General features: G+C 60.4%; 23 protein-coding genes. 12 read left to right on the top strand and 11 right to left on the bottom strand.

The window, feature by feature from the left end; all coding sequences use genetic code 11:
• The first annotated feature begins 92 nt into the window (after positions 1–92).
• Both pip and FFI94_RS29245 read left to right on the top strand, forming a co-directional pair.
• The gene (gene pip / locus FFI94_RS29250; RefSeq protein WP_138870914.1) at positions 93–1,061 is read left to right on the top strand and encodes a prolyl aminopeptidase; all 969 of its coding nucleotides are present in this window, start codon (positions 93–95) and stop codon (positions 1,059–1,061) included.
• Between the two features lie 39 nt (positions 1,062–1,100).
• The gene (locus FFI94_RS29245) at positions 1,101–2,393 is read left to right on the top strand and encodes an MFS transporter (RefSeq protein WP_138870913.1); all 1,293 of its coding nucleotides are present in this window, start codon (positions 1,101–1,103) and stop codon (positions 2,391–2,393) included.
• Here the strand turns inward: FFI94_RS29245 and FFI94_RS29240 are convergent.
• Entirely contained in the window at positions 2,368–3,381 is a 1,014-nt protein-coding gene (locus tag FFI94_RS29240) for an ABC transporter substrate-binding protein (protein WP_260684525.1), read from the bottom strand. The genes FFI94_RS29245 and FFI94_RS29240 overlap by 26 nt on opposite strands.
• A 104-nt stretch (positions 3,382–3,485) precedes the next feature.
• Here FFI94_RS29240 and FFI94_RS29235 point away from each other — a divergent pair, with 104 nt between their 5' ends.
• Positions 3,486–4,280 (top strand): 2-phosphosulfolactate phosphatase, encoded by a 795-nt coding sequence (locus tag FFI94_RS29235; protein WP_138870911.1) that lies wholly within the window; start codon positions 3,486–3,488, stop codon positions 4,278–4,280.
• Here FFI94_RS29235 and FFI94_RS29230 read toward each other — a convergent pair.
• The 4 genes from FFI94_RS29230 to FFI94_RS29215 all read right to left on the bottom strand — a co-directional run bounded on the left by FFI94_RS29230 (position 4,235) and on the right by FFI94_RS29215 (position 7,421).
• Positions 4,235–5,026: an ABC transporter permease gene (locus tag FFI94_RS29230; RefSeq protein WP_138870910.1), complete on the bottom strand. Its 792-nt coding sequence runs from the start codon at positions 5,024–5,026 to the stop codon at positions 4,235–4,237. The genes FFI94_RS29235 and FFI94_RS29230 overlap by 46 nt on opposite strands.
• Entirely contained in the window at positions 5,023–5,964 is a 942-nt protein-coding gene (locus FFI94_RS29225; RefSeq protein ID WP_138870909.1) for an ATP-binding cassette domain-containing protein, read from the bottom strand. The genes FFI94_RS29230 and FFI94_RS29225 overlap by 4 nt, the downstream gene beginning before the upstream one ends.
• A 15-nt stretch (positions 5,965–5,979) precedes the next feature.
• The gene (locus tag FFI94_RS29220; RefSeq protein WP_138870908.1) at positions 5,980–6,840 is read right to left on the bottom strand and encodes a DUF4097 family beta strand repeat-containing protein; all 861 of its coding nucleotides are present in this window, start codon (positions 6,838–6,840) and stop codon (positions 5,980–5,982) included.
• 65 nt (positions 6,841–6,905) lie between these two features.
• On the bottom strand, positions 6,906–7,421 hold the full coding sequence (locus FFI94_RS29215; RefSeq protein ID WP_138870907.1) for a toxin-antitoxin system HicB family antitoxin: 516 nt from the start codon (positions 7,419–7,421) through the stop codon (positions 6,906–6,908).
• Between the two features lie 120 nt (positions 7,422–7,541).
• Here FFI94_RS29215 and FFI94_RS29210 point away from each other — a divergent pair, with 120 nt between their 5' ends.
• Positions 7,542–8,138, top strand: a complete 597-nt coding sequence (locus tag FFI94_RS29210; RefSeq protein ID WP_397495523.1) for a CHAP domain-containing protein — start codon at positions 7,542–7,544, stop codon at positions 8,136–8,138.
• A 95-nt stretch (positions 8,139–8,233) separates the two neighbouring features.
• Positions 8,234–9,100 carry a helix-turn-helix domain-containing protein gene (locus FFI94_RS29205; RefSeq protein WP_138870906.1) on the top strand — a complete coding sequence of 289 codons (867 nt, stop codon included), beginning with the start codon at positions 8,234–8,236 and terminating at the stop codon, positions 9,098–9,100.
• A 36-nt stretch (positions 9,101–9,136) separates the two neighbouring features.
• On the opposite strand, the gene FFI94_RS29200 is transcribed toward FFI94_RS29205, so the two are convergent.
• Positions 9,137–9,868, bottom strand: coding sequence for an SDR family oxidoreductase (locus FFI94_RS29200; protein WP_138870905.1), 732 nt, complete (start codon positions 9,866–9,868; stop codon positions 9,137–9,139).
• Positions 9,861–10,133 carry an Atu4866 domain-containing protein gene (locus FFI94_RS29195; RefSeq protein WP_138870904.1) on the bottom strand — a complete coding sequence of 91 codons (273 nt, stop codon included), beginning with the start codon at positions 10,131–10,133 and terminating at the stop codon, positions 9,861–9,863. The genes FFI94_RS29200 and FFI94_RS29195 overlap by 8 nt, the downstream gene beginning before the upstream one ends.
• Before the next feature lie 202 nt (positions 10,134–10,335).
• Between FFI94_RS29195 and FFI94_RS29190 the strand changes: the two genes are divergently transcribed.
• On the top strand, positions 10,336–11,682 hold the full coding sequence (locus FFI94_RS29190; protein WP_138870903.1) for an HNH endonuclease signature motif containing protein: 1,347 nt from the start codon (positions 10,336–10,338) through the stop codon (positions 11,680–11,682).
• A gap of 248 nt (positions 11,683–11,930) precedes the next feature.
• On the top strand, positions 11,931–12,908 hold the full coding sequence (locus FFI94_RS29185; RefSeq protein ID WP_138870902.1) for an ABC transporter substrate-binding protein: 978 nt from the start codon (positions 11,931–11,933) through the stop codon (positions 12,906–12,908).
• A 3-nt stretch (positions 12,909–12,911) separates the two neighbouring features.
• Here FFI94_RS29185 and FFI94_RS29180 read toward each other — a convergent pair whose 3' ends face one another.
• Entirely contained in the window at positions 12,912–13,790 is an 879-nt protein-coding gene (locus FFI94_RS29180) for an alpha/beta fold hydrolase (protein ID WP_138870901.1), read from the bottom strand.
• A gap of 82 nt (positions 13,791–13,872) precedes the next feature.
• Here FFI94_RS29180 and FFI94_RS29175 point away from each other — a divergent pair, with 82 nt between their 5' ends.
• Together FFI94_RS29175 and FFI94_RS29170 are read left to right on the top strand one after the other, a co-directional pair.
• Positions 13,873–15,834, top strand: coding sequence for a BTAD domain-containing putative transcriptional regulator (locus tag FFI94_RS29175; protein WP_138870900.1), 1,962 nt, complete (start codon positions 13,873–13,875; stop codon positions 15,832–15,834).
• A 113-nt stretch (positions 15,835–15,947) separates the two neighbouring features.
• Entirely contained in the window at positions 15,948–16,358 is a 411-nt protein-coding gene (locus tag FFI94_RS29170; RefSeq protein WP_138870899.1) for a hypothetical protein, read from the top strand.
• A gap of 86 nt (positions 16,359–16,444) precedes the next feature.
• Here the strand turns inward: FFI94_RS29170 and FFI94_RS29165 are convergent, their stop codons facing one another.
• Positions 16,445–16,657, bottom strand: a complete 213-nt coding sequence (locus FFI94_RS29165) for a hypothetical protein (protein ID WP_138870898.1) — start codon at positions 16,655–16,657, stop codon at positions 16,445–16,447.
• Positions 16,658–16,857: 200 nt separating this feature from the next.
• On the opposite strand from FFI94_RS29165, the gene FFI94_RS29160 reads away from it, so the two are divergent.
• Genes FFI94_RS29160 through FFI94_RS29150 form a run of 3 tightly spaced genes read left to right on the top strand, consistent with a single transcriptional unit; the run spans position 16,858 to position 19,962 of the window.
• Entirely contained in the window at positions 16,858–17,514 is a 657-nt protein-coding gene (locus FFI94_RS29160; RefSeq protein ID WP_138870897.1) for a GAP family protein, read from the top strand.
• A 16-nt stretch (positions 17,515–17,530) separates the two neighbouring features.
• Positions 17,531–18,244, top strand: a complete 714-nt coding sequence (locus tag FFI94_RS29155; RefSeq protein ID WP_138870896.1) for a GAP family protein — start codon at positions 17,531–17,533, stop codon at positions 18,242–18,244.
• Positions 18,241–19,962, top strand: coding sequence for a SulP family inorganic anion transporter (locus tag FFI94_RS29150; protein WP_138870895.1), 1,722 nt, complete (start codon positions 18,241–18,243; stop codon positions 19,960–19,962). The genes FFI94_RS29155 and FFI94_RS29150 overlap by 4 nt, the downstream gene beginning before the upstream one ends.
• A 12-nt stretch (positions 19,963–19,974) precedes the next feature.
• Here the strand turns inward: FFI94_RS29150 and FFI94_RS29145 are convergent, their stop codons facing one another.
• Together FFI94_RS29145 and FFI94_RS29140 are read right to left on the bottom strand one after the other, a co-directional pair.
• Entirely contained in the window at positions 19,975–20,835 is an 861-nt protein-coding gene (locus tag FFI94_RS29145; protein ID WP_260684409.1) for a hypothetical protein, read from the bottom strand.
• Positions 20,819–23,452: a LuxR C-terminal-related transcriptional regulator gene (locus FFI94_RS29140; RefSeq protein WP_138870894.1), complete on the bottom strand. Its 2,634-nt coding sequence runs from the start codon at positions 23,450–23,452 to the stop codon at positions 20,819–20,821. Before FFI94_RS29140 ends, FFI94_RS29145 begins: the two co-directional genes overlap by 17 nt.
• Between the last annotated feature and the right edge of the window lie 14 nt (positions 23,453–23,466).

Here is a 23,466-nt window from a genome sequence, read left to right as displayed (position 1 = left end):
TCCTGCCCGGCGGGTCATCGAGTTGTGCTGACCCACAATATTTTCGGAAAGGCCATGTCCGCCAACGAGTGTTCGCATGACAGGATCGGTCCATGAATGCTCGGTTGTATCCTCCGGTGGATCCGTACGAGTCGGGGATGCTCGATGCCTCGGACGGTCACATTCTGTATTGGGAGAGCGTCGGAAATCCGTCGGGAATTCCGGTTGTGTATCTTCACGGCGGCCCTGGATCGGGATGCACGTTGGGGGCGCGGCGCTACTTCGATCCGACGAGGTTCCGTGCGGTGCTGTTCGATCAACGTGGTTGTGGGCGTAGTCGTCCACTCGCGGACGGCCCTGACGTCGACCTCACCGTGAACACCACCGCGCACATCCTCGATGACATCGAGCGACTGCGTGAGCATCTTGGTATCGATCGGTGGATCGTCACCGGCCTTTCCTGGGGTGTGAGTTTGGGGTTGGTGTACGCGCAGGCGTTTCCCGAACGTGTGATCGCGATGGCATTGGGTGCGATCACCGGCGGTACCCACGCCGAAATCGAGTGGATTACCCGAAGCATGCGCCGAGTCTTCCCCCGCGAATGGGAAGAGTTCATCGAACCGGTGCCGATGGATGAGCGTGAGGGAAACATCGCTGCGGCATATGCGCGGTTGCTTGCGGATCCGAATCCTGTTGTGCGGGAGAATGCAGCGGTGCAATGGTGCCGGTGGGAGGACGTCCACGTGTCGTTGATGCCAGGCTGGACGCCCAGTGTGCGATACGAGAACCCGGAGTTTCGTCGCGTGTTCACGCGATTGGTGACACATTACTGGAGCCACGATTGTTTCCTGGTGCCGAATCAGATCATGGACGGAATGACTCGTCTTGCGGAGATTCCCGCGATTCTCGTACACGGTCGTTACGACGTCTCCGGTCCGCTTGATACTGCCTGGGCCATCCACAAGAGTTGGCCGAGTAGTGAGTTGGTAGTGCAGGGCGACGCCGGTCACGGTGGGGGTGGTTTCAACGGAGCGATGGTGGAAGCGCTGAACAGACTTGGTGGTTCTCTGAACGGCACGTAATTTCCGCTGGGGCACGCACGGGCCATAGTGTTGTCGGTTGTGGTGCTCAGTACGCGTTTCCCGGGTAGTAAGACCTTTGCGAAGGTTCGTGTTCTACCGCCCGTTGTGAAACTGCTCCTCCTCTCGATGGTGCTGTTCAACATAGGGTTCTATCTGGTTGTCCCGTTTCTTGCGGTGCACCTCTCCGAAGATCTCGGATTTGCGGCCTGGATTGTCGGCTTGGTACTCGGGCTGCGCATGTTCAGCCAGCAGGGCATGTTCTTCATCGGAGGAAGCCTTGCCGACCGATTTGGCAAGCGTCCGATCATCCTGTTGGGCATCGCCGTTCGGGTAGTCGGCTTTCTCATGCTCGGATTGGCCGAGAGCATGGTCGGCGTGATCACCGGAATACTCCTGGTGGGCTTTGCGGCTGCGCTCTTTGCACCCGCGGTGGAGTCGGCCAACGCCGAGTACGGCCGCGAACTCGAGGTGTCAGGAGTCATGCGTCGTACCGATCTGTTTGCCGTGGAACAGATGTGCAGTCGACTGGGTACCGTGATCGGGCCGGCGCTCGGCGCAGCACTGCTGGTGTTTCCGTTTTCGTGGACGGCGTCCGCTGCGGCGCTTCTGTTCGCGATCATGTGGGTGGGGTTCTACGTTTGGTTCCCCCGTCCGGGCGATGCAGACGGGGGTCCGGTCTCGACGTACACGCTGCGCGATGTATGGCGAAGCGTCCTGACCAACAACAACTTTCTGCTCTTCGCAACACTCTGCAGTTTTCAGCTCGTTGCATACAGCCAGCTGTATCTGATGCTTCCTGAACAACTCGAGCGTGGAGTCGGTTCGCAGTCTGCGCTCGGGTGGTTCTATGTGGGTGCTGCGGTATTGGTGATAGTGGGTCAGGGGCCGACTGTAGCGGTGGCTCATCGCATCGGACATCGCCGGGCAATCACCTTCGGATTGGTGTTGATTTCCGGTTCGTTTCTGGTGCCGCTGGCGACCGGTGTGAGCACCCAGGCATCTGCGTCGACGCAGATCGTGGGGCTGGCGCTCTGGATCGGCCTACTTCACTTGGGCCAGATGCTGATGGTGCCGCCGATGCGCGACACCATCGCGATCCTCGGTCGTGAAAGTAACCTCGGTGCGCATTTCGGCATGCTCAACACGATCGGTGGCTTGCTTGCTTTGCTGGGAACCGTGGGAGTCGGTGTTGTGTACGACCTCGTCGACAACGGCCACGCAGCGCCGGCGTCACCGTGGGTGATCGTGTCGGTCTGCGTGGCCGTCTCGGCTGTGGCGTTGTGGGTGTGGTCAGGTCGAACGAAGGTTATCGAGCCGCGATCGTCTGATTGATCTTCGCGACAAAATCCTCCAGGACAAACGGAATGGTGAGCGGATTCGGCATGGACACCGCATCACTGACGATGGGGTCCAAGCTGATCAGGCCGCCGGACTTCACAACGTTCAGGTTGGTGAACGCAGCCTGCGACTCCATCTCGGGGCGGGCCTTCTCGTAGTTGTCGAAAAGTAGGTAATCGCATTCGAGGAGGTCGTAGTTCTCGGCGGAGATCTCGTAGTTCAACTTGCCCGCAAAACGATCCTTCAGTGCGGCAGGCGCTGTGAACCCCAACTGAGTGAGCAACTGGGCCCGCGCGGCTTCGGGGCTGAACGCTCGCAGATTGCCGTCACTCCACCGAATGACGAGTGCTGCTGTCTTGCCTTCGAATTGTGGGTTCTCCGTACGGGTGCGAACGATCAGATCCTCGAGGTCCTGCACTTCCTGCTCGGCTTGTGCGGGAAGGCCGACAGCTGTGCCGATGCGGGTCGTCACTTCCTGCCATGGCAGCACCCAATCGGTCTGATCGGCAGCGTGCAGCACTGTCGGTGCGATTGCGCTGAGCTGCTTGTACAGGTCTTCGTCGATTGCGTTGTTGACCGCGATGATCAAGTCCGGAGCCGAAGCGATAATCGTCTCGATATCGAACTCGGTGGTGGCATTGGCCAATGGTGTCGGCTCGGCGCCCTGAACGGCCGAGTCGGCCCAGACGCCGATTCCGTCATCGGTCGAGCCCTTCCACACCGGAACCAGCACGGGTGTCAGACCGAGGGAGAGCAGGACATCCGCGTCGCCGATACCGACAGCGGCGATGCGACTGGGGGCCTGCTCGATGGTCGTGGACCCGAACTTGTGATCGATCGTGACCGGGAAGGCGTTCGGTTCGGCGTGCCCACCCGGGGCGCCGGCGGCGGACTCTTCATTCGAATTGTCACCGCAAGCCGCAAGGACAAAACCTGCGGCAGTGGCGAACGTGACGGACAACATGGCACGGCGGCTCAACATGGGGTTCACAGCAACCTCGTCCTTCAAGATAATATGGGTACCCTAACCATAGTCGAGGAATTCTTGTCGCAGCGTCGTTGCCTCCTTTCTGAGATCCTGGTGCCATGAATTCCGAGCATCGTCAACGCGAGTACGGCCTGCGATTCGATTGGGGTCTCCCGGGCGCCGAAGCGATCACCACCGATGTCGATGTGGCCGTTGTGGTCGATGTTCTTTCGTTCACGACCACTCTGAGTGTTGCTGCGGATGCGGGAATCGAGGTCTTTCCGTATTCCTGGTACGACGAGAGTGCATTCGAGTACTCCCGTGACGTCGACGCGGTTCTTGCTGTGCGACGGAGTGTGGCAACTGACGGCCAGATCAGTTTGTCTCCCAAATCGATTCGCGAATCGGAAAGTCCAGGACGGTTGGTATTGCCGTCCCCGAACGGGTCGACGATAGCGTTCGCTCTGGCTGCCGTGGCCCCGATCTGTGTGGGTGCTTCGTTGCGGAACGCATCTGCAGTTGCCGATTGGATTGTGCACCAGCTTGGTTCACGATCCCGTGTGGCGATTGTTGCGTCCGGGGAGAAGTGGCCCGGTGGAGAATTACGCCCGGCGGTGGAGGACCTCTGGGGCGCCGGTGCTGTTGTCGCGGCGTTGATTGCGGCTGGTTGGGGCGGTTCCGTATCGCCGGAGGCTCGAATGGCAGCAGATGCGTGGGTGGCAGTATCGGGTTCTTACGAGGAGCGACTGCGCGAGTGCGCTTCAGGACGCGAGTTGGTCGCTCTCGGATTCCCACACGATGTCGCCATCGCCTCTGAACTCGACGACAGCGATACCGTGCCCGTTCTCGAAGATCGTGTGTTTCGAGGTCAGCGCACCGGGCGTCGGTTGAACAAACTCCGTGCCCAGAGGTAGGAGAGGAAGGTGATCGCGACGCACCACCCGACTGCGAGGATTGCATTGTTCCCGATGGGCTCACCGAGAAGTAATCCCCGAAGTGTCTCGATTATTGGGGTGAACGGCTGATACTCGGCAAACCATCGAAGTACGGTCGGCATCGAGTCGGTGGGAACGAATCCGCTTCCCAGGAAGGGCAAGAGGATCAACACCATCGGAAGATTGCTTGCGGTCTCGACGCTCTTGCTGACGAGCCCGAAGGCGACGGACAGCCAGATCATGGCAATGGCGACCAAGATGAGGAGCGCGAAGGTCGCAATCCACTCGACGACGCCGGCGGTCGGACGGAAACCCACGGCGATTGCCACCGCGATGACGACAACGAGACTGACGATCGTCTGCAGTAGGCTGCCGAGAACGTGGCCGGTCAGCACGGACGTGCGGGTGATTGCCATGGTGCGGAATCGTGCGATGATCCCCGCGGTCATGTCGGTGGCGACGGAGATCGCCGTGCCTTGTGCTGCTGATGCCACCGTCATCAGAATGATCGCCGGTGCAACGTAGTTGACGTACTCTGCTCGGCCACCACCGCCTGGGCCGAGGCCATTTCCGAGTGTTCCGCCCAGAACGTAGACGAACAGCAACAGGAAGACGACAGGCATCCCGACGAGCATCACCGTCATCGACGGATATCGCAGAATATGTCGAATGCTACGGCGCAGCATGGTCTTCGAGTCCAGATAGGCAAGCGTCATGGTGGTCATCGCGCGTCGGTCCTTTCGGTGCCTGTGAGCGCCAGGAACACATCGTCCAGATCCGGGGTGTGGACCGAGAGTTCCTTGACGTCGATCGAATGAGCGTCGAGTTGGTCGAGAAGAGAACGCAATGAGCGGACGCCGCCGTCGCTGGGAACCTGCAGAACATAGGCGGCATCGTCACGCGAAGAATTGTCGAAAATATCTGCAGCAGAATCTAATTGATTTCTGTCGAAGAAGTGCAGCCGAACATGACCGCCGGGGATGTGGCGTTTGAGCTCCGCTGCGGTGCCTTGGGCGACAATCCGTCCGTGGTCGAGAACGGCAATGTGGTCGGCCAATTGGTCGGCTTCCTCGAGGTACTGCGTCGTGAGGAAAATGGTGACACCATCACTGACCAGCTCGCGGATGATCTGCCACATCGAGCGCCGGCTCCGGGGATCGAGACCGGTGGTGGGTTCGTCCAGGAAGATGATCTCCGGCTGCCCGATCAATGTCATTGCCAGATCGAGTCTTCGACGCATTCCGCCGGAGTACGCCGAAGCAAGCTTTCCGGCAGCATCGACAAGATCGAATTTTTTCAGGAGTTCGTCAGTGCGAGTGCGACGTTCGTCCCGGCTCAGATGATGAAGGTCGGCCATGAGGAGTAGGTTCTCCGCGCCGGTGAGATAGTCGTCCACCGCGGAGAATTGCCCGGTGACACCGATAACTGCGCGCACGGCATCGGGATCGTCGGCAGGGTTGTACCCCGCGATGCGGATGTTGCCACTGTCGGCGGGAGTGAGTGTCGAGAGGATTTCCACGATGGTGGTCTTGCCGGCGCCATTGGGGCCGAGAAGCGCGAAGACAGTTCCACTGTCGACGGACAAGTCGATTCCGTCCAGTACCGTCTTTTCGGAGTAGGACTTTGTCAGGCCCGTTGCGGTGATAGCTGGTTTGCGGGTCATCAGCGTTCCTTTTCACTAGATTTTTGGAGGCTCCGAACGTCGGATGACGATGTCGCCGTAGCTGGTATGTGCGTGGACGTCCACCCTGCGCTCGGTGGCAGCCGGTCCGTGAGTGGTGGTCATCTGGTTGTCGACGCGACCGAAAGAGGTATGAGCGTCGAATCGAGCGGCGGTACCGGATCGAACGCCGATGTGAATCTTGCCCGCAGCGGTTTTCGCGGAGACAACTCCGCTCTCGATGCTGTTCAAACGAATGTCACCGTTGGCTGTTGCGGCAGTTGCATCACATTCGGCATGCTCCACGATGACGTCACCGTTTGCCGATTTGGCCTTCAGCGTGCCGGCGATCTCGCCGATAGCGATGTCGCCGTTGGAGTTCTTGACTACCGCGTTGCCATCAACTCGGCGAATGCGGATTGTTCCTGATCCGGTGCTTGCATCGACGTCGCCTACGACATGCTCGACAGTGATTGCGCCTGCGCCGGTGCTGATGTCGACTGGCCCGGTGGTGTCCAGTGCGCATTCGCCACTGGAGAGTTTCACGCGAGATCTTCCGAGTGTGCCGGTGGCGTGGAGGCTTGCGACGGCCGCTGCGCCCTCGAGCCCGCTGCCGGAGGGAAGTTGAATCGAGACGTCGACAGATCCGGTTCTGCCGAAGATGCCGAGACCGCGCTGTTTCGGCGTTTTGATCTGTAGTCGACCACCTGCGAATTCGACGCGAGTCTGTTCGGCGACGCGGATATCGGCATCGTGAGAGGAGTTGCTGGGCAAGACTTCTACGACCGTGTCCTCGCGGTCGCTTGCGCTGATCCGGATACGTCCGACAGAGATGTCGATGATCGCGGTGATGGGGTCCGGTGTGCTGAATGTAGGCATGGTGATACTCCCGACGATGTTGTCTTCGGTTGGTGAAAGAAGTTGGTGCGCAGGTGAATCTGGTGTCAGTGCACCCAGCCGGTGAAGGTATCGGCACCCTGAGACGCGCGTTGTCTCGGAGCATTCCGGCTTGCGCCGCCTTCCAGCGCGGCCGCAGCCGAGCGGACCAGCCACGCGTTGACCGATATCCCGGCCTCACGGGCGGCAGCCTCGATTCGGTCCTTGAGTTCTTGACCCAGTCGCAGGTTTATTCGGGTCATCGCGGCATCGTCGGACTCCGTGATGGCGCGTGGGACCGGTGTCGGCTGCTCGTCGGCGTCGATAGGAGTCGGTTCGCGCAGGGCAGGTGTCACAACAAATTCGGGTTCACGCCCACGTAGGCGGAGATCCACCGAACCTGGTGCGAGATCGCGGGTGATCTCTGCTGCTGCCGTGGACAACGCGTCGAGGAGAGTGAGTCGTACTGCTGATTCCAGCGGTGCGGTCAATCGTTCGGCGAGTGTCTTTGTGTCTTCTCCGCCGGCCTCGGCAGCCACCGCGAGTTCGTGGCGAAGGTTGTCGACGTACGGTGTCAAGTCCATGGCATCACTATGGCACCACTTTGGTGCCATAGCAATAGTTTGCTGGCACATGAATACGAATGTGCAGGTCGTTGACGTGTCCGGCGATCCCATTCGCGGCGGACTGGCACACTGGTAAGGGTGAATGCTGACAAACCGAATCGACGCCGCCGCGTCATGCTGTGGATTGCCGCAGTTCTCGGTGTTGTCGTCGTGGCTGGCGCCGTCGTAATTTCAGTCGCACCATCGCGATATCTTCCCTGGGATACCGCCGAGTTCCCGGTTACCGATTTGAGCGCCCTCACTACGGACCAGGTTCGTGTGCTCGAACTCCTGCGGGCCGAGCACGAACAGGGACGTCCGGGCACTTTCTATTCCGATGGCATCGACGAGGAATGGTGCGCCGATTTTGTCAGCTGGATCATGCGCGAAGCCGGACGTCCGCTGTCCAATCCGAACTCCGGAAGTTGGCGTATTCCTGGCGTTTACACACTGCAGGAGTATTACCAGGGAATCGACGCCTACTCGGAGAACGACGGTAGCTATACACCCGACATAGGCGACGTCGTGATCTACGACAGCTCACGATTGTCCGGCCAGCACACCAACATCGTTGTATCCGTCGACGGGGACAAGGCAATTACCGTCGGCGGCAACGAGTTCGGCAAGGTCCGAGTGCATGATCTCGATTGGACGACGGATTCTGCGGTTGTGGGATTCGGGACGCTTCATCCCTGATCAGGCGAGGGCAAATCGGCAGTTGTTCGAAGTGATTCCCGGGTGGGTGAACTGCACCCACCCATCGCCTTGTATTCCCGAACTAGCATCGGGGAATGCCTTCCAGTGAATTAGGAGATTTCCTTCGCTCGCGCCGTGCTCAGGTCTCCCCGAAAGATGCGGGGATCCACAGCTACGGCACTCGACGCGTCCCTGGGCTCAGGCGCGAGGAGGTTGCGATAATCGCAGGCCTGAGTGCCGATTACTACACCCGCTTGGAGCAAGGGCGAGAGCGTAATCCGTCGACGCAGGTTCTTGATGCGCTTGTGCGTGCATTACGGCTCGACGCAGATCAGGAGATGCACCTGTACCGGTTAGCAGGTCTGGTGCCGAGCGACCGTGGTTCAGGTACCGGGGAATCTGTGAGCCCCGCACTGCTCCAGTTGATGGACACTTATGACTGGACTCCGGCATTCGTGCTGAACAGGACACTCGACATCCTTGCGCGCAATCGGGTCGCCGACACACTCTTCTCGCCGTTCAGCGCCACCGATAATCTGCTGCGGATGGTATTCACGGATCCGGCCGGCGCCGAGTTCTACGCCGACTGGCAGCATGCTGCGCAGGCCACCGTCGCAACACTTCGACTAGCCGTCGGCCATGCCTCTGCCGATGCGCGTTTGCGCAAGTTGGTTGATGAACTCACGGCGGCCAGCCTCGCGTTCCGTCAGTTCTGGGCAGAAGGTCATGTCCGAGGTAAGACGTTGGACGCCAAGGAACTGGTCCATCCCGAGGTTGGCGCAATGAGTCTGACCTCTCAGACATTTGACGTCCGTGACCGGCCCGGACAGCAGTTGGTGATCTATCAAGCGGAGCGTGGTTCGCCCAGTGATCGAGCGTTGACGTTGCTGGGTTCGCTTACCGCGACCAGGGATCAGGAGCGACGCGGCACGGATCTGCGTTCTGGTCGACCCGCCACCTGACCCCTGGTCGTTCGGACTGCTGTGCGCTCGCGGAACTTACTGCACGCTCGCGGCGGGGCGAACGACGATCTCGTTCACGTCCACATCCGATGGCTGATCGACAGCGAATGCAATTGCGTTTGCGATTGCTGCAGCCGGTATTGAGACGGCGCGATACGCCTTCATGTCTTCCCTGGCTCTGTCATCGGAAATGCTCTCCGCCAGTTCGGATTCCGTAACACCGGGGGAGACGACGGTGACGCGGACGTCGCCGGACGATTCCTGGCGTAGCCCCTCGGAAATCGCGCGAACCGCAAACTTCGTAGCGCAGTACACCGCCCCGGTCGGCACCACTTCATATGCCCCGACCGACGCGATGTTCACGAAATGACCGCTGCCTTGAGACTCCATGAGTGGTAGTGCTGCGGCGATGCCATGAAGCACGCCACGAACATTCACGTCGATCATCCGGTTCCACTCGTCGATGTTCAGTGCGCCGAGTGGCGACAGGGGCATGACTCCAGCGTTGTTGACCACGACGTCCACCCGTCCGAACTGTTGATGGGCAGCGTCGACGAATGACCGGAAATCGGCAAGGTCAGTTACGTCCAACCTGCGGAACGCCGCGGTGCCCCCGGCTTCGACGAGCTCGTTGACGAGGTGCTCGAGTTGTTCGGTACGTCGTGCGCCGAGGAAAATCCGGTGACCGTCGGCGGCTAACTTCCTCGCTGTCGCGGCCCCAATTCCGCTGCTGGCCCCCGTGATCAGTATTACCTTGTGCTCACTCATGACTTGTTGCCTCTCGGTACAAGACGAGATGCTCGTGGTAGAGCACCCCGTCGCGAATATCTCCGGTTGCAGTGAATCCGGTGTCGTCGACGTAATCGAGATGGCTTCCGGTTACGGAGTAACGGCCGGTGTATGCGCTTATTCGGGTGCCACGTGCTTCGTCGTAGCGGCCGTCCGCCCGCAGTTCCTGGCGTATGAAACCGTCCGATGTCACCCACATGCCGATGACGTCTGCCCGGTCGATAGTGGTTCCGGATCGATCCATCACTGTCCTCTCAGTTCGGTGAACCAAGTCTTGCAAGAGAATTGGCTGATAGGCAGGACGTAGCCCGGCTGGGTGCCACACACCCTGTCATGGAACAAGTCAATGTTTCTGTCTACAAGCACTATTCGAGCAAACTTGCCCGATATGTCTCTTGAATCGAATAGATGTTCGAGTATAATTAGGTCAGGGTGGGGAGGCCTTGATGACGACGGTGAGCGATTCAATTGCGGTGGGGGATGTTGTAGCTGGTTCGGCGGCGGGTGTGCGCGGTAGGTTGTGGCGGTTACGTCCGGCCGAGGTTCGTGATGTTGCCGTCAGCGCATCTGTGGAAATCCTTCGGTTGGAAGCGATTCGAGTGGCCGCGGTCGACGAGCTGACACTCAATCCCGACGAACAAGTGCTCTGCTACCGCGGTGTCGGACGGTGGTTGGCGGCCAATACGATGCTGCAGAACTCGGCCGGCAACAAGATCGCTGCCCTCGGTGCCGCACTGCGATCGTTTCCCGATATTGCTGCGCAGTTCGAGGCCGGTGATCTCTCGCTCGACCATGCGGCGTTGATCGCCGCGTTCTGCGAGTCCCCACCGAAGGGGATGCCGGACAGCGCGTTAACACCAAGCCTGAAAACCCTTCTCGCCGCCGCATCCGGGGTGGAAGCGACCACTACGAAGCTGCGGTATGCGATTGCGGTTTTGGAGCGGATTTTCGAATCCGATCAGCCTCCGCCCGGCGAGGATAACGATCTGAATGCGCTACGCATCGCGCCGACGCTGAATGGTCGGGTCGTGATCAAGGGCGATTTCGATCCGTTGACCGGCGAGATGTTGTTGTCTGCGCTGTCGGGGTTGTCGATGCCGAAACCGGCGGCGGACGGGACTCCGGATCAGCGGTCGGCAGCCAAACGCACCGCCGACGCGTTCACTGAACTCATCCGCAGATATCTCGACAACGCTGTTACCGGTGTGGATGGTGGTCAGCGTCCGCATGTGAATGTGCACATCACCGCGAAAGACCTTGCGGAGCATCGCGAATGCGCCACCATGCGAGTCGACGATGACGCGCCGGATGTCGAGGACGAGTCTGTGTTGGAGGATCTTGATGTCGGCTACATGCCGTGGATGGGCCCGCTGAGTGTGAGCAAAACCCGGATGCTCGCGTGTGATTGCATGCTCTCCACCGTCCTGATGGACGGCAAGGGTGCACCGCTGGATGCGACTCCGCTCAAGCGGCTCGTCACGGCCGAGCAACGCATCGCGCTGATTGCCCGGGACAAGGGTTGCGCCTTCCCGAACTGCGATGCGGTCCCGGCGTGGTGCGACGCGCACCATATAAAACCGTGGTCGGCGGGCGGTTTGACGGTGATGGACAACCTCGCGTTGCTCTGCCGCAGCCACCACACGTTGATGCACAGCACCAGTGGGTTCCGCGGCATCTGGGAAATCAAGATGGGTTCCGATCACAAACCCTGGTTCATCCCACCGTCCGCGATCGACCCGAAACAACGACGCCGCCGCTCCACCACCCGCCAAGGCCCCGTCCACCGAGACTGAAAGCGGCCCTGCCGGAACCGCATACCGCGCCTGAGCTTCGCATCACCAGCCAGCCGATGCGAAGCCCACACGCATGTGCCGCACCATTGGCCACTATGTCGATCGAATACATCCCTGCAGAACTGAAGAGTTGAGTGCGGGGCAATGGGATTCATCCACAGCAGTTGGCGTATTCGCCGTATTTCTTGGCGCTCATAGGAGCTGTTCTACCATTCCTGACGACGCCTTCTAAGGTTAACCTAATTAGCATGACTCGACTCCTTGCACCCTCCGCCACCGATCGTGACTACTGGGCGATCGTGGACAACCTGACCCGACGCGGATTTTTCGGCATCGGAGCCGGTGTCGCAGCCACTGCATTTCTCGCTGCGTGCAGTAGTTCGGAGAGTGCGACGCCGGAAAATGCGGAGACCTTCGAATTCACGCGCGGCGACGAGAAGCTGATCATTCCGACGGACCCGCAGAACGTGGTTGCTCTCGATCCGAGGGACGGCCTCGAATTGTCGATCCTCGCCGGATACCCGGTGACCGCCTACCCGTCGGGCGCCGCCGAACACCTGCGCCGCGAGGTTCCGAATGCCACTGGCGTCGAGATCTTTGCCGAAGGTGCTTCGGATCCCAACTTTGAATACATCTCGACCCTCGGCGCCGATCTTCTTGTCCTCAGCGCGGGCTGGTGGGACACCGGGTCGTACGGCAACGACCGGATGCAGCAGATCGCTCCGGTCCTGCCTGTCGGAAAGGACTTCACCCCGGAGTGGCGGAAGGTCATGGTGGACTTCCTCACTGGCATCGGGCGCAGTGATCGTGCCGAAGAAGTGCTGGCCGACTACGACGCTCACGTGGCTCAGGTCCGCCCGACCGTCGAACAACTGATGACCGGCAAGAAGGTTGCGTTTGTCGCCGCCGCGGAGGATCAGATCGCGTGGTTCCAGAACGATTTCCGCACTGCCGTCGCCGAGGACTTGGGGTTCGAGGTTTTGCGTGAAGGCCCCGACCTCCGCGTGATGCTCGGACCGGAGCAGTTCAACCGTCTGGAAGAGGCCGACGTCATCTTCGCCTTGGATCGCAGCGCCACCGGCAGTGTGTACACCTCGCCGACGTGGCTGCGACTGCCCGCCGCACAGGCCGGCCGAGTGATTCCGTTCGACTACTACAAGGCCGCGGGATACGCCCTGACCGCCAAGGTTCTGGTCGACGACTTGGCGGCCGGGGTCAAGCGCTAGAAACTACCTCTTCAGCAGGGTGCGGATCGCATCGACCACTTCGGTGGGCGCCTCTTCCGCCATGAAGTGACCTGCGGACAGCGTGCGGTGCTCGAGATCGGGTGCCCACGCTTTCCACAGAGCCTCGGCGTCGTAGCCGAGCATGGAACCCCAGTCCTGCTGGATGACCGTGACCGGCATGTGCAGTTGGTTGCCCGAATCCCGATCGGCCTGATCGTGTTCGATGTCGATGCCGGCCGACGCGCGGTAATCGGCAACGATCGACGGCACCGCCTCCCGAGAGGCGCGCAAGTATTCCGCCCGCACGTCAGCCGGAATCGCTTCGCGGTTTTGCGTCCACACGTCGAGAAAGTACTCGAAGAACGCGTCCGCGCTGGCGCTGATCATCTGCTCGGGGAGGCCGGGTGGCTGGGCCATGAGATAGAGATGGAATGCCACAGCAGCATTCGATCCGTGCAGGATGTCCCACATATCCAAAGTGGGGAGCACGTCCAGTGAACCGAGCTGCGTGATCACATCCGGATGATCCAGCCCTGCCCTGACGGCGACCAGTGCGCCGCGATCGTGGCCGACGAGGGCAAACTTCTCGTGTCCCAGTTTCTTCGCTACCTCGACAATGTCGGCAGCCATTGTTCTTTTGGAATACGTGCCGGGGTTTTCCTCCATCGGCTTGTCGCTGGCCCCGTATCCGCGGAGATCCGGGCAGATGACGGTGTGATCCGACGCCAATGCGGTGGCCACGTGACGCCACATGAGGTGAGTCTGGGGGAAACCGTGAAGAAGTACGAGTGGTGTTCCGCTTCCGCCGACGGCGACGTTGAGACGCACGCCGTCCTGTGCGGAAATCTGCTGGTAGTCGAAGCCTGGAATGGTGATCGTCATCGGTCGCTTTCGTTTGTCGGGGTGATGGCAATCAGCCTTGCCGCACTCGATGAGCATTCGATGAGCGCGATAGCGTGGAGAGATGCGAGACCACACTGTCGGCGGACCCAATTTCGGAGTTCTGGGTCCGGTGGTTGCGTGGAACGAATCAGGTGAGCCGATCGATCTCAAAGGTCCACGACATCGAGCGGTCCTCGCTCGCCTCGTAGTTGCTCGTGGCCGCGTCGTCCCAGTGGACCTGATTGTTGATGACCTCTGGGTCGATCCTCCGGCCGGTGCGACCAGCGCGATACGTACGTTCGTTTCCGCGCTGAGACGTGCGCTCGAACCCGGTCGTCCGCCGCGAACGAAGCCGAAAGCCATTGTCACCGCGGGGCCCGGCTATGCCCTTCATGCCGCACCCGATGCGGTCGACGCTTGGAAATTCGAAAGATTGGTGCGTGAAGCCGCTGATTCGGCGCCGGCGCAATCACTCGAACTGCTCCGAGTCGCCCTCGAGCTGTGGCGTGGACCGGCGTATGCGGAGTACGCGGAAGAGCCTTGGGCTCGTTCGGAACGATCACGCTTGGAGGAACTGCGCCTGACAGCGGTCGAGCGCCTCGCTTCCACGCAACTGGATCTCGGGTTTGCCGCGGATGCGATTCCCGATCTGGATGCTCACGTGACGGAACACCCTTGGCGAGAGGATGGTTGGCGACTACTCGCTCTCTCCCTGTACCGCTGCGATCGTCAGGGCGACGCTCTGGCAGTCCTGCGTCGCGCCCGAAAGCTACTCGCCGAAGAGTTGGGCATCGACCCCGGTCCCCGGCTGGCAGATCTCGAGGCTGACATTCTTCGCCGCGAGGGCTACCTGGATCCTGGAGCGGCAGAACAGATATTCGCTCAGGTGTCGGCGGAGTACGACCGAACTGTCGCGGCAGGATCCAAGTCGAGATTGGAATCAACCGTCGGCCTGCTCCGAAGTCTTGCGGTAGCGGGCGGAAGTGGGCTGGAGACTGCTAGAACGCAGCGACTGAAGATCATCAGTGCTGCTGAGCAATTGGACGACGTCGAACTCACCGCACGGATTATCGGTAACTACGACGTGCCCGGAATCTGGACGCGATCCGACGATCCTCGGCAGGCTGCGCAGATTGTCGAGGCCGCTCAGCGCACTATCGATCGACTTCCTGACGGGAACGAACTCGCTCGGGCCAGACTGTTGGCGACAATCGCACTCGAATCACGCGGACTGTCCGGTGATCGTGGGCTCGAATATGCCCGCGCAGCAGTACAGATCGGTCGGACCCTCGACGATCCAGGGCTCTTGGCCTTTGCCCTGAACGGGTTGTTCATGCAGACGTTCTGGACAACGGGCCTGGCCTCCGAGCGCGACGGCATCGGCCGTGAACTGGTAGATCTCTCCGTTCGGCACGGCCTCGCCACCTTCGAGATCCTCGGCCATCTGATCCGCATGCAAGCCCTCAGCGCACTGGGACAATTCGATGCAGCAGAGCTACATGCCGAGACAGTTGATCGACTGGCCGGACGTCACGAACGGCCGTTGGCAGCGGTGTTCACCACCTGGTTCCGCGCCGTGCAAACGGCCGCCAGTGGTGCGGAAACCACGCACTGCGAGATGCTGTACGAAGCTGCGGCGGCCAGTTTTTCCGGTTCCGGTATGCCCGGACTCGAGGATGGAATTCTTCCGCTCGCAATTCTGGCACTCCGAGTATGGCGCGGCGTACCGGCGGCATTCGATCCCGATACGAACTGGGGCTCGTACGAACCTTGGGCCCGGCCGCACCTGCTTCTCGCACACGGGAAAGTGAACGAGGCCGCAGCGGCAGTGAATGCGTTGCCGAACCCACCAAAAGATCTGCTCGCCGAAGCGTTGTGGTGCCTCATCGCCGCAGCCGCGGTCGCTGTCGGCGACCGTCAGGTCATGGAACGAGCGCGGGCTGCGCTTTTGCCCGCCGAAGGCGAAATTGCCGGCGCAGGCAGTGGAATGCTTACGGCCGGCCCGGTCTCGGACTACCTCACGAGGTGCAGCGAGCCCAGCTGAGTTCCCGGCCCGTGATCGCGGAGGACGCGATTCATCCGCGATGGGTGATGTCTTCTCTAAGTGGGTACTCGAGACTAAGTGGGGGAAGTGCTTTCTCGTCGAAAGGAACGCTGATGACTGCTCCACCACGAGAACCCGCCGAGCACCCTGTCAAACAGGGGTTCGCGGTCGGTACGACGTTCGCGGCGGCGATTCTGCTGCTGACAGCCGGCATCGTTGCCCTGCTACAGGGGATCGCTGCTGTCGCCGACAACAATCTATTTGTCGTCGGAATCAACTACACCTACAAATTTGATATCTCGACGTGGGGCTGGATCCACATCGTTCTGGGCATCATCGGAATTGTGGTGGCCCTGGGCCTCTTCACGGGTGCGGTATGGGCAAGAGCGTCGGCAATCGTGATTGCGTCACTCTCCATCATCGCGAATTTCTTGTGGCTGCCGTATTACCCGATGTGGTCGATCCTGGTGATTGCGCTTGACATCGTGGTTATTTGGGCAGTTGCAACGTGGGATACCGCGTAGATCGTCACGTCAGGCACATCACCACATAAGACACTGTGGCCCCGACCGCTTCCCCCCGGCCGGGGCCTCAGCCATGTGAACATCGATCAGTCTGGGAGTCTGCGTAATTCGGCGACGGTCAGCCCCAGTGAATCGAGCCGCGCCATGATGCTGCGCATCGCGCTGTGATCGGCAACGGGACCGTACAGGCTGGTGTAGCCGCCGGCGGATGGTGCCACGTTCAGTTCGGGGAACGCCGCCTTCACCCGGTCTGATACTTCGCCGTCGATCAGAAATTGGTAGCGGGTGGGAGTAGTCATCGTTTCTCTCTCCCCTCGGGTCAACACTCATCGACTTAGCCTGTATCCCATCTATTTTCGCCTCGACGAATGATGAATACGTCATCCCCTTCGGGTGAATGCCATGCCGCAAAGGACCTACGCTGCGTTCATCCGTTTCGTGTGATGTCAGATCCGACTCTTCTGCCTAATCTCTACCGAGAGAGAGAGAAGAGGCCGAAATGGGTTCTGTCATCGGAGATCTGTTGCCACTTGCGGTAGGAGTGGCGATTTCGCCGATTCCGATCATCGCGGCCATCCTGATGCTCCTGTCGAAGCGGGCGGGAAGTACCAGCATCGGGTTTGCCCTGGGCTGGATAGTCGGAATCGTCGTTGCAACAGTGATATTCGTTCTCCTGTCGAATCAAATGGAGAAATCAACCGATTCTTCGGCCGGTGTTTCGTGGATCAAGATCGCCTTGGGTGTTCTCCTGCTTGCGTTCGGGGTAAAGCAGTGGCGCGGACGTGGCGGTGAACACGAGACCCCCAAATGGATGCAGGCCATTGACGACATGACGGCAGCCAAGGGATTCGGTCTCGGTTTCGCGTTGGCCGCGATCAATCCCAAGAATCTGATGATGTGTATCGCCGCCGGTATCTCGATCGGCGCTGCAACGTTGCCGACCGGACAGATAGTCATCGCTGTCGCGATTTTCACCGTCATCGCGGCGTCGACTGTCTGCCTACCCGTGATCGGGTATCTGATCGCGGCAGATCGGTTGCGTACGCCGTTGGCCGAGCTGAAGGTCTGGCTGCAGGACAACAACGCGACGGTGATGAGTGTGCTGATACTCGTTATCGGGGTTGTGTTGATCGGTAAGGGAATCGGCGGGTTCTGACCGAGCGGAGGTAGACATGGGGTCTTTGTTGTTGCAGCAGATTCCGCTCGCGCTCGGCATCATCATGAGCCCGCTGGCGGTAGTGGCTGTGGTTGCGGTGTTGTTCTCCGACAGGGCGCGGATCAACAGCATCGCGTATCTCATCGGGTGGTTCCTCGGAATCATTGTGTCGCTGTCGGTCTCGTTTGCGATTTTGACCGCGCTGCAAGTACATCAGCGGACGCACCCGCCGCTGTGGGTACCTATCCTGCACCTGATCCTTGGAGCAGTACTTCTGGCTGGGGCCTGGTTCGTGTACACCCGCAGTCATCGGCGGATGCATGCAATGGTGGAGGCGACCGGGCCCGGTGAGATTGCCGCTGCGGCCCCTCAGCTGCCGAAAATGCTGCAGTCGGTAGAACATTTCACACCCGGCCGCTCCGGCATTCTCGGTTTTGCGCTCTTCATCCTCAATCCCATCGACATGTCCTGTGCCATAGCGGCGGCCATGAACTTTCGATTGAGCAGTGCGACATCGTCTGCGCAGTGGGCCTCTGCAGTGGTGTTCGCACTGGTGTCAGCTAGCTCGGTGGCAGTTCCGGTTGCACTGCTCTTGATCAAGAAGGAGAAGGCAACAGAGCCGCTGCAACGAATTCGCACGTGGATCGCCACCAATACCCATCTGCTGAACGTGGGACTTCTGATCCTGATCGCGGCGATGCAGATCAGCAAAGGGATCCAAGGACTATGAGCATTCGACACACTCACACCCCGCTTGTCTTCGGTTCGCTGGCCGGCTATCAGCGTGCGTGGCTGCGGCCCGACATCATTGCCGGGCTCACGGTGTGGGCGGTGCTCGTCCCGGAAGCCTTGGCATACGCCAGCATCGCCGGCGTCCCACCCGTCGTCGGGCTTTACGCAGCGGTACCCGCGCTGGTTCTGTATGCAGCTGCAGGTAGTTCGCGCCACCTTGTTGTCGGTCCGATGTCGGCCACCGCGGCATTGTCTGCAGCATTGATCGCTCCCTTTGCCGGTGGCGACGACTCACGATTTGTCGCCCTGTCGGTCGGACTTGCCGTCGTCACCGGTCTGGTCGGGCTACTCGCCGGATTCGTACGGTTGGGATTTATCGCCTCGTTCATCTCGGAACCAGTACTCAAGGGTTTCATCGTCGGGTTGGCGCTGACCATCATCATCGGGCAGGTCCCGAAACTGCTGGGCGTCGAGAAGGGCGAAGGTAATTTCTTCGTGCAAGCCGCGGCGGTGGTGCGTGAGTTGGGGAGCGTGGACGGACTCACGGTCTTCGTCGGATTGCTTAGCCTGACTCTGGTGTTGGCGGTCAAGCGGTGGTTGCCGTTGGTTCCCGGATCACTCCTGGTTGTTCTGCTGGGCATCACCGCGGTCGCACTGTTCGGCCTCGACGATCGGGGCATCGACATCGTCGGCCACATCGACGCCGGGTTGCCGAGTGTCGGGCTACCGGAGGGAGTGCGAGCCGAGGATTACCTGGACTTGATCGGACCCGCTGTCGGTGTGCTGCTCATCGGTTTTGCCGAAGGTTTGGGCGCAGCAAAGACTTATGCGGCCAAGGCGGGCTACACCGTCGACGCGAACCGCGAACTGACTGGACTCGGTGCCGCTAACCTGGGCGCCGGACTGTGCTCGGGCATGGTGGTCAACGGCAGTCTCTCCAAGACCGCTGTCAACGGCGGGGCCGGAGCCAAGACGCAGCTCAGTGGGCTCACGGTTGCAGTGCTGACGGTGTTGACGCTTCTCTTTCTCACCGGGCTGTTCGAGAAACTGCCCGAAGCGACACTCTCTGCCGTGGTGATCGCCGCGGTGGTCGAACTGGTCGACTTCTCTTCTCTCGCAGCGCTGTACCGAGTGTGGACCAAACGGTTGGGCAGCATCTACGGCGTGGCGGCGCGCGCCGATTTCGCGGCAGCGATAGCGGCGATGTTCGGTGTGCTCATCTTCGACACGTTGCCGGGCTTGATCATCGGAATCGCCGTCTCGATGCTGCTGCTTCTCTACCGCGTCTCCAAACCGCATGTGGCTGAACTAGCCAAGAGTGGCTCACGGTGGGTGGATATCGCTGCTCATCCGGAACTGCAGGAGAACTCGGACGTGAAGCCTTCCGGCGGCGTGATCGTCGTACGGGTGGAAGCGGGACTGTTCTTTGCCAACGCCGATCATGTTCGAGACCGGATCGACGATCTTGTCACCGACGACACGTCCATGATCATTCTCGACGCCGAGACGTCACCGTTCATCGACGTGAGCGGGGCACAAATGCTCGAACAGTTGCGAGATTCGCTGGCGCGGAAGAACATCGTGTTCCGTGTCGCCCGCGACGTTGGGCAGTTTCGGGACGTTCTCGCCGGTACTCCCGGTGGGGGTGTGAAGGTCGACGTCTACCCGAGCGTCGCGGAAGCCATGGCTGATCGCAATGATCGCCGGAGTTCGTGATCGGCCTGTAGTTCATGATCGGCGCAGCCAACTCCCGAGTGGTCCGTCGTCTTTGGCAACGGATCCGACGATTGTTCCTGCAACGACAACAATGGCAGAGAATACGAACAACCAACTGATGAGCGTGAACATCACTCCGAGAAGACCGAATTGGTCTTGTGATGTGCGTGTGATCCGCGGAAGGAAGAGGGTGCTGGCAACGTGAAGGGCACTTAGTCCGGTGGCGGTCAACAGTCCTGAGCCGATACACATGCGGGTGGTCATCCGGTTGGCTGTCAGTAGCATCGGAACCAACGTCCAGACCAGTGCCCATACGCCGTAGACAGCCGCGAATCCCAGCAACCGTCCCACTGCGGGAATCGAATCCAACTTGTGGCACACCGCGGCGATGGCAACCGAACCGGCAATGACGAATACGACGGCCAGCCACCGCCAGGCTTGTCTGAGCGTCGCAATCGGCACGTGCCAGATTCGCCCGTACATCCGACCCAGTGCGCGGGCATACGACGTCGAACTGATCAGCAGCATCAGCAGACCTACGATGCCGAACGCTGTTGCGGATCCGGTGCTGACGTCGGCCGACGGGAGTTCGACGCCGAGGTTGTCGCGGGCTGCGTCCGAGAGTGGTTGCAGACGTTGAAGGGTCGACGCGGCAATCATTACCGGCAGTAGGGATGTGAATGCCTGTGCTGCGAGGGTCATTGCGCTGTCGGCCAGCCCGACTTCGACAATGTCGAAGGTCACGCGCGATGCCAGGCGTCGACGTGGTGTGACGGTCACCCACACCTTCATACGGTCGCGGGTGTTGTTGTAGATCTGAGCGGGCAACTGTCTGCGCATCGTGCGGCGCGTCTGCTCAGATGAGTCCGCCACGGCGCGCGGCTTTCAGAGCGTCGCGACGATTGCTGACGTCAAGCTTGCGATAGATTCCGCGCAAGTGGGTTTTGATGGTGTTGACCGAGAGGAACAGGGTCTCCGCAATCGATTCCGTGGTGTCGCCCGAAGCGAGTTCGCGCAGCACTGTGTACTCACCCGGGGTCAGAATCGGAGCGATGGCAAGTTCACGTGGTTGCACGTGTGCCCGCACCCGCTCGGCAAAAGGTTCTTGATCTCCGAAATGCCCGGTGAAATCGTCAAGGATTCCTCGCAGAGCGTGACCGTAGTCGAGGAAGGGGCGCAGAACGTTTCCACGCTCGGCGGTACGCAATGCGTCGTGTAGTGATCGAAATGCCTTGCGTGGTTGGTGATTGGCGGAATGAATGACGGATTGCAGCACGGATGTGTAGACGCTGTGAGCGAGTAACGGGCGGTCGGGTGCCTCCGTAGCGGCGGTCAATTCGGTCTGCGCCTCGGTGAGTCTGCCGCCGGCCAGTCGCAGAGACGACAACGCCAAGTGTGTCTCGGTGGTGGCTCCGAATTGCTGGGACGCGTCGTGTATCAGTCGGCTCGCCCAGTCCAATTCGCCCACCGAGAGACAGACATTGACCACAGTGGGTAGGAGTGCAGACGTCGCGACCGAGAACGTGCCCAGTTCGATCGCATTGATCATGGCATCCCGGATGTCCCCGGCGGTCGAGCGCCGATCTTCCGCAGTATCGAGGCGCCGCAGTCCGAAGGTGATGACACTGTGCCAACCGAAGGCGGGCATGCTGACGCCGAGAACATCGGCCTGGCGGCAGTTTTCGATTGTGGGGATCCGATACGGAAGATCTGGTGAACTGCAAAGATATGCGCCGAGGGCTGCTACCGATGTTGCCAACTCGTACTCCGCAGTGCCGGTGAGATTGTGCTCGGCAGCGAAGGTGAGGGCGTGTGTGGAGTGGGCGATCATCGCTTCGATATCGCCGTTCATGGCGGCCGAGAATCCGACACCGGTGAGGGCCCTCAGAACCAAACAGCTTCGGCCGCGAAGCATTCCGAGTGCTGCGGCTTCGGTGTATTCGGTGCTTGCGCGCCCGAAGTCGCGGCCGAGGAAGTATCCGGTCGCAGATTGAAGGTGTGCAAACGCTTCGACGTCGGACGCAGTGCTGCGGCGGCGTTCGGCGTGTCGGGAGAATGCGGTGTCGAAGCCCGGACCGGCGCCGGCGTACAGAGCCTGCAGCCTCAACGCGCAGAAAAGCGGGTCGCGATCCAACCCGGATGACGCGGTTTCCAGGAAATTCAGGTATGTCCTGGCAGTGGTCACGTCACCGCCATGAAGGGCGGAGGCGGCGAGGAGCATTCGAGTGCAGGGTGATTCGGAGACGAGAGTAGGAACGGACTCGAGTATTCGGGTCAGATCGCTGCTGTATCCGTCCAGAACGAGTCCGAGGCCGCAGCGATCGAGGAAGGCGATAATACGTTCCGGATCGCCGATGGAGGCTTCGAGTTCGAGTGCTTCGAGTTCGTGTTGATGCGTCTCGAACCACGTAGCGGCTTGATGGTGCACTCGGATGCGTTCGTTCTGATCGACCCGGCGAAACTCTGCGCACAGGTGTTCGCGCAGCAGAGGATGGTAGCTGAACCATGTTGTGTGATCGGTTGAATCGGTACGTGTGAGTGGCAAATTGAACTGAACCAGTGTGTCGATTTCAGTCACTGCGTCTTCGCCGGTGAGAGCTTCTGCCAAGTCGACGGAAAATGCGTCGGCGACAGAGGTCTTGAGCATGAAGGTCGTGAGATGTGTGGGGAGTGCGGCCAAGACCTCGTCGACCAGAAAATCGGCGACCGGCCTGGGGGTGTGTGTGAATTCGTCGACGGCGTCCGCAGTGTCACCTCGTCCTGCGAGATAGGTGCCTGCCAACCGAACCACGGCACCCCATCCTTTGGTGAACGATTCGATGAGTGCAAGTTGTCGTTGATCCAGTTCGATGCCGTATTCGCCTAACAGCACTGTGATTTCGGTGCTGTCGAAGGCAAGATCATGTGCTTCGAAGCGAGTCAGACGGCCGTCGAGGGCCAGTCGATGCCAGGTCAAGGGAGGTTCGTACCGGGCCGCGAGGATGATCGTGAGGTTCGGTGGTGCGTCCGCGAGAACCTGATCGAGGGTACTGATCGACATCGGATCGTGAAGGGCATGAACGTCATCGAGGATCAGCGTGATCGTATGTTCGCTGGCCTCGATCGCTTTCATGAAGTGGGAGTGCCAGAGCTGCGTCGGTGCACCGCATGCAATGGGTTCGATATACGTTGCGAGCGCTTCGGCGAGCGAAGTGCACAGAACGTGCGGATTGTTGTCGCGTTCGGCCAGCGTCAGCCAGGAAACCGCTGCGGGAGACTGTTCACGTGCCCAGTCGGCCAGCAGAAGTGTCTTGCCGGCCCCGGCAGGGGCACACAGTAGATTCACCGCGCGAGCGTGGCGGGCGGCAGAGAGCTTTCGATGCAGACGGGGACGGGAGATCACATTGGAGATCGCCGACGGAGGGCGGAATCGGTTCTCGTTTTCGCGCGCGATCGCAACTGGACCCGACGGACTGGCCGTCGAAACGGATGCGCGAACCGAACTGCTCATCAAACTCCCGAAGT

Source organism: Rhodococcus sp. KBS0724, from assembly GCF_005938745.2.
GTDB lineage: Bacteria > Actinomycetota > Actinomycetes > Mycobacteriales > Mycobacteriaceae > Rhodococcus_F.
Note: the sequence above shows the minus strand (reverse complement) of the source record. Positions and strands in the feature narration are given on the sequence as shown.

Excerpts from the sequence above, each read along its gene's own strand:
- FFI94_RS29140 (WP_138870894.1), bottom strand. The coding sequence starts at position 23,452 with ATGAGCAGTTCGGTTCGCGCATCCGTTTCGACGGCCAGTCCGTCGGGT.
- FFI94_RS29190 (WP_138870903.1), top strand. The coding sequence starts at position 10,336 with ATGACGACGGTGAGCGATTCAATTGCGGTGGGGGATGTTGTAGCTGGT.
- FFI94_RS29150 (WP_138870895.1), top strand. The coding sequence starts at position 18,241 with ATGAGCATTCGACACACTCACACCCCGCTTGTCTTCGGTTCGCTGGCC.
- FFI94_RS29235 (WP_138870911.1), top strand. The coding sequence starts at position 3,486 with ATGAATTCCGAGCATCGTCAACGCGAGTACGGCCTGCGATTCGATTGG.
- FFI94_RS29155 (WP_138870896.1), top strand. The coding sequence starts at position 17,531 with ATGGGGTCTTTGTTGTTGCAGCAGATTCCGCTCGCGCTCGGCATCATC.
- pip (WP_138870914.1), top strand. The coding sequence starts at position 93 with ATGAATGCTCGGTTGTATCCTCCGGTGGATCCGTACGAGTCGGGGATG.
- FFI94_RS29220 (WP_138870908.1), bottom strand. The coding sequence starts at position 6,840 with ATGCCTACATTCAGCACACCGGACCCCATCACCGCGATCATCGACATC.
- FFI94_RS29185 (WP_138870902.1), top strand. The coding sequence starts at position 11,931 with ATGACTCGACTCCTTGCACCCTCCGCCACCGATCGTGACTACTGGGCG.
- FFI94_RS29160 (WP_138870897.1), top strand. The coding sequence starts at position 16,858 with ATGGGTTCTGTCATCGGAGATCTGTTGCCACTTGCGGTAGGAGTGGCG.
- FFI94_RS29180 (WP_138870901.1), bottom strand. The coding sequence starts at position 13,790 with ATGACGATCACCATTCCAGGCTTCGACTACCAGCAGATTTCCGCACAG.
- FFI94_RS29215 (WP_138870907.1), bottom strand. The coding sequence starts at position 7,421 with ATGGACTTGACACCGTACGTCGACAACCTTCGCCACGAACTCGCGGTG.
- FFI94_RS29175 (WP_138870900.1), top strand. The coding sequence starts at position 13,873 with ATGCGAGACCACACTGTCGGCGGACCCAATTTCGGAGTTCTGGGTCCG.
- FFI94_RS29200 (WP_138870905.1), bottom strand. The coding sequence starts at position 9,868 with ATGAGTGAGCACAAGGTAATACTGATCACGGGGGCCAGCAGCGGAATT.
- FFI94_RS29170 (WP_138870899.1), top strand. The coding sequence starts at position 15,948 with ATGACTGCTCCACCACGAGAACCCGCCGAGCACCCTGTCAAACAGGGG.
- FFI94_RS29240 (WP_260684525.1), bottom strand. The coding sequence starts at position 3,381 with ATGTTGAGCCGCCGTGCCATGTTGTCCGTCACGTTCGCCACTGCCGCA.
- FFI94_RS29165 (WP_138870898.1), bottom strand. The coding sequence starts at position 16,657 with ATGACTACTCCCACCCGCTACCAATTTCTGATCGACGGCGAAGTATCA.
- FFI94_RS29225 (WP_138870909.1), bottom strand. The coding sequence starts at position 5,964 with ATGACCCGCAAACCAGCTATCACCGCAACGGGCCTGACAAAGTCCTAC.
- FFI94_RS29195 (WP_138870904.1), bottom strand. The coding sequence starts at position 10,133 with ATGGATCGATCCGGAACCACTATCGACCGGGCAGACGTCATCGGCATG.
- FFI94_RS29230 (WP_138870910.1), bottom strand. The coding sequence starts at position 5,026 with ATGACCACCATGACGCTTGCCTATCTGGACTCGAAGACCATGCTGCGC.
- FFI94_RS29205 (WP_138870906.1), top strand. The coding sequence starts at position 8,234 with ATGCCTTCCAGTGAATTAGGAGATTTCCTTCGCTCGCGCCGTGCTCAG.